The 3882-nt window shown below is 73.4% G+C and carries 4 protein-coding genes; 1 reads left to right on the plus strand and 3 read right to left on the minus strand.

What is annotated here, in order from left to right; all coding sequences use genetic code 11:
• The first annotated feature begins 245 nt into the window (after window positions 1-245).
• Complete coding sequence (locus tag Q0112_RS01825; protein WP_324564214.1) at window positions 246-758, plus strand: TerB family tellurite resistance protein; 513 nt, start codon at window positions 246-248, stop codon at window positions 756-758.
• On the opposite strand, the gene Q0112_RS01830 is transcribed toward Q0112_RS01825, so the two are convergent.
• The 3 genes from Q0112_RS01830 to aroB form a co-directional block, all read right to left on the minus strand.
• A complete protein-coding gene (locus Q0112_RS01830; protein ID WP_297970606.1) occupies window positions 709-1569 on the minus strand; it encodes a CAP domain-containing protein in 861 nt (286 codons plus the stop codon). The genes Q0112_RS01825 and Q0112_RS01830 overlap by 50 nt on opposite strands.
• An 86-nt stretch (window positions 1570-1655) precedes the next feature.
• Window positions 1656-2540, minus strand: coding sequence for a MipA/OmpV family protein (locus tag Q0112_RS01835; RefSeq protein WP_297970608.1), 885 nt, complete (start codon window positions 2538-2540; stop codon window positions 1656-1658).
• Window positions 2541-2686: 146 nt separating this feature from the next.
• Window positions 2687-3814: a 3-dehydroquinate synthase gene (aroB, locus tag Q0112_RS01840; protein WP_297970610.1), complete on the minus strand. Its 1128-nt coding sequence runs from the start codon at window positions 3812-3814 to the stop codon at window positions 2687-2689.
• Window positions 3815-3882: the final 68 nt, after the last annotated feature.

A 3882-nucleotide genomic window follows, 5' to 3' on the forward strand; every position in this document is an offset into this window, starting at 1 on the left:
CCGAGCTGAAGTCGAAGCCCTTCGCGCCGCACCCGCTCTTCGCCGACTTCATCCGGGCGGCCAAGGAGCAGTCGCGGCTGGTGTGAGCGGCATTTCGCGCGCGAAACTATAGGCAAGCCATTGAAACATATGGTTGTTGCGTTGCACAATTTACCGATCGTCAACGAATGCCGGCGGCGGGCGGGCGGCATCAACACCCGATGATCCGGGATGGTGCGGGCGGGCGGCGGCGCTATAGTCGCGCCATGCTTCAGGATCTTCTCCGCCGGCTGGCCGGCCCCCCTGCCCGCGATCCGCTCGGCGCCGACGATGCGCGCACCGCCATGGCGGCGCTGATGGTGCGGCTCGCGCGGAGCGACGACGGCTATTCCGAGGCCGAGCAGCGGCGCATCGACGCGATGCTGATGGAGCGCTACCGGGTCGATGCGGCCGGCGCGGCGCGGATCAGGGCGGAGGCGGAGATCGCCGAGGCCGGGGCGCAGGACACGGTGCGTTTCACCCGCCTCATCAAGGCCGCCGTGCCCTACGAGGAGCGCACCGGCGTGGTCGAGGCGCTCTGGCGGGTGGCGGCCGCGGACGGGATCAACGCGGACGAGCATGGGCTGATGCGGCTGGTGGCGAACCTTCTCGGCGTCTCCGACGTCGACAGCGGGCTGGCGCGGCAGCGCGCGCTCGGCGACGGGGCTGGCGCCGGGGCGAGCGACGGGGCTACCGCCGGGGGCTCCGGCGCGCGGCGCGGCGGGCCATGGGGGCGATGATCGCCCGTGCGATCCGGCCGGAGCGGCCCTCGGGCGCGACCCAGCGGGCGAGCTGCGGGCCGACGATCCGGTAGGTGCGGATGAAGGCGCGCCCGGCGGCGTGCCTGACGAGGACCTCGTCGCGGAAGCGGCGGAGGGCGGCGACGTCGGGGTGCGACCAGTCGCCGTAGGCGGCGGTCGCGACGAAGCATCCGCCGCCCGAGCTGCTCGTATCGTCGCGCTCGTCCTCGTCCGGCTCGTCGGGCCTGGGCTCTTCCTCGTCGCCGGGCGCCGGCGGCGGGTCCCCGACCGGCTCGCCGTCCTGGTAGGGCTGGAGGACCGTCTGGCCGTCCACCTCCTCCTGGACCAGCACCTCGCCGCTCGTGTCGGCGAAGTTCTGCGTGAGATAGACGACCTCCTGCTCGATCCCGGCGGTGGTGATGGTGCCGACCGACACGCCGACGCCGACATAGGAGACGTCCGGGTCGAGGATGTTGCCGCGATGGCCGTCGCTCTCCATCAGCCCTTCGTGCAGGAAGTCCATCTCGCCGGTGTCGAGCCCGCCGCTGATGCTGGTGAAGGCGATGTTCTCGCTCGTGCGCCACGGCGCGACCAGCGGAAAGTCGGCCTCGCCGATGCGGTCGGTGGCGTGCGAGCCGCCCTCGCCGCTGTGCGAGAAGGTGCCCGTGTCGGCCATCCAGTCGGAATGCGCCTGCGCCGAGGCATTGAGGTGCGTCTCGATGCGCAGCGCCGGCAGCCCGGCCTCGGCGCGTTCGGCGTTGATCGAGGCGACGACGTGCTTCTCGAGCGCGGTGGCGATCTCGGTGGTCATCGGCGGGTCCGATCTGTCGATGGCCGGGAGCGGCGGGAGGGTGGCGGGAGGCCCGCGTCAGCGGGGCGGCAGGCCCGGCGCACGGATCAGAAGTCGAGGCTGATGCTGCGGGTGACGCCGAGGCGGATCTCGTACTGGTCGGCCGAGCCGTTCTCGGTGACCGGCGAGTCGGCCGCGTCGTTGACGAGCCGGTTCCAGCTCGCCGCGCCCTCGACGCCCCAGCGCTCGTTGAAGCGGTAGCGGGCGCCGAGCTCCATGCCGGCGCCGAGCAGGCCACCCTTGGCGTCGAAGGCCGGAAGATCGGAGGCGACCGATTCCTGCTCGCTGACACCGAAGTAGGTGCGGGCGAAATTGTCGGTGCCGAAGGAGAGGCGCGGGCCGAGGGTGAGGGTCAGGCCGTCCATCGGATAGGCGATGCTGTCGGCGCCGACCTCGCCCACCCAGGCGTTGTGGCCGATGACGCCGTAGCGCACGTCGGTGAAGGCGCGCCAGTTGCGCTGCTCGTAGCCGACGCCGAGGCCGAGCTCGAAGGACCAGTCGACGTTGTCGAGCCCGCTGATCTCGTCGTGCTCGTCGGGGTCGCGCTCGCCGAGGTAGCGCGCCGAGCCGCGGATGCCCCAGCCTTCGCGGAAGCCGACGGTGCGGCCGGAGCCGAACTCGAAGCCGCCGGGCAGGCGGATGTAGTCGAGCCGCGCGGCGACGTCGGGGCCGACCTCGTAGTCGTCCGACCCGAGGTAGGCGGGGCTGACCTGCACGCCGGCGCGGAGCGTCAGCACCAGGTCGGGGTTGGCCGCGTCGAGGATGCCGGCTGCGGTGCGCAGCGCGGGCCGCGCCGCCGTGGGCGGGGCGTCGGGCGGCAGCGGCGCCGGCGAAGGGCCCGACTGCGCCGCGGCGGGACCGGCCGCCAGCGCCCAGGCCGCCACAGCCGCCGGGAGGGCGATTGCGCGAACGAGGGCCAGGGAGGCGTTCATCCAGCGGCTCCGGCGAGAATCATCGGGTGTGACTGCTACTCTTCCCCGATAGCGTTAACCGAGTCTAACCCCAAAGCTTTGAAACGCAACCGTGCGAGGCACAATTCCTTGCCCCTGTGCGCATCCTGCACCGCAATAGGGCGGGATCAGGCGGCGCGGCCGGCCAGTGCGTCGGCGAGGAGGCTGCGGACCGGCGCGAGGTCGACGTCGCGGGCGACGAAGGCGGCGCCGATGTCGCGCGCCAGCACGAAGGCGATGCGCCCGTCGCGGACCTTCTTGTCCTGCGCCATGAGATCGAGAAGCCCCTCGGGACCGGGGAGCGGGCCGGGGATGTCGGCGAGGCCGCGCCTCATGCCCATGGCGGCGAGATGCGCCGCCACCCGGCTCGGCGCCTCCTGCGGGCAGAGGCCGAGGCGGGCGGAGAGGTCGAAGGCGAGCTGGCAGCCGATCGCCACCGCCTCGCCGTGCAGCAGTCGGTCGGAGAAGCCGGTCGCCGCCTCGAGCGCATGGCCGAAGGTGTGGCCGAGGTTGAGGAGCGCACGGTCGCCCTCCTCGGTCTCGTCGCGGGCGACGATCTCGGCCTTCATCTCGCAGGAGCGGCGCACGGCGTCGGCCCGCGCGGCGGCGTCGCCGTCGCGGAGCGCGGGGCCGTTCGCCTCGAGCCAGCGGAAGAAGCCGGCGTCGCCGAGCAGGCCGTACTTCGCCACCTCGCCGTAGCCGGCGAGGAAGTCGCGCGGCGGCAGCGTGTCGAGGAGCGCGGTGTCGGCAAGGACGAGGCGCGGCTGGTGGAAGGCGCCGATCAGGTTCTTGCCGAGCGGCGAGTTGATCCCGGTCTTGCCGCCGACCGAGCTGTCGACCTGGGCGAGCAGCGTGGTCGGGATCTGCACGAAGCCGACGCCGCGGCGGACGACGGCGGCGGCGAAGCCGGCGAGGTCGCCGATCACCCCGCCGCCGAAGGCGACGACGAGGTCGTCACGGCCGACCTTCGCGGCGATCAGCCATTCGACCGCCCGCTCGAGCTCGCGCCAGCCCTTGGTCGCCTCGCCGGGGGGGAGCTCGAGGAAGCTCGCGGCGATGCCGGCCGCGGCGAGGCCCGCCTCGAGCGCGGGCCGGTGCAGCGCGGCGACGCGGGTCTCGGTCAGCACCGCGACGCGCGGGCGGCGGAGCAGCGGCGCGATCTCGACGCCGGCGGCGGCGAGGAGGCCGCGGCCGATGCGGATCTCGTAGGCGCGGGCGCCGAGGGGGACGGTGACGGTCTGGCGCGGCGGGGTCATGGCTCGGGCTCCAGCGTCGGGGGGCGGGCGGGGTGCGCCTCGTCGTGGGCGCGGACGGCGGCGATGAT

This window comes from uncultured Amaricoccus sp. (assembly GCF_937858865.1).
In the GTDB taxonomy this organism is placed as follows: domain Bacteria; phylum Pseudomonadota; class Alphaproteobacteria; order Rhodobacterales; family Rhodobacteraceae; genus Amaricoccus.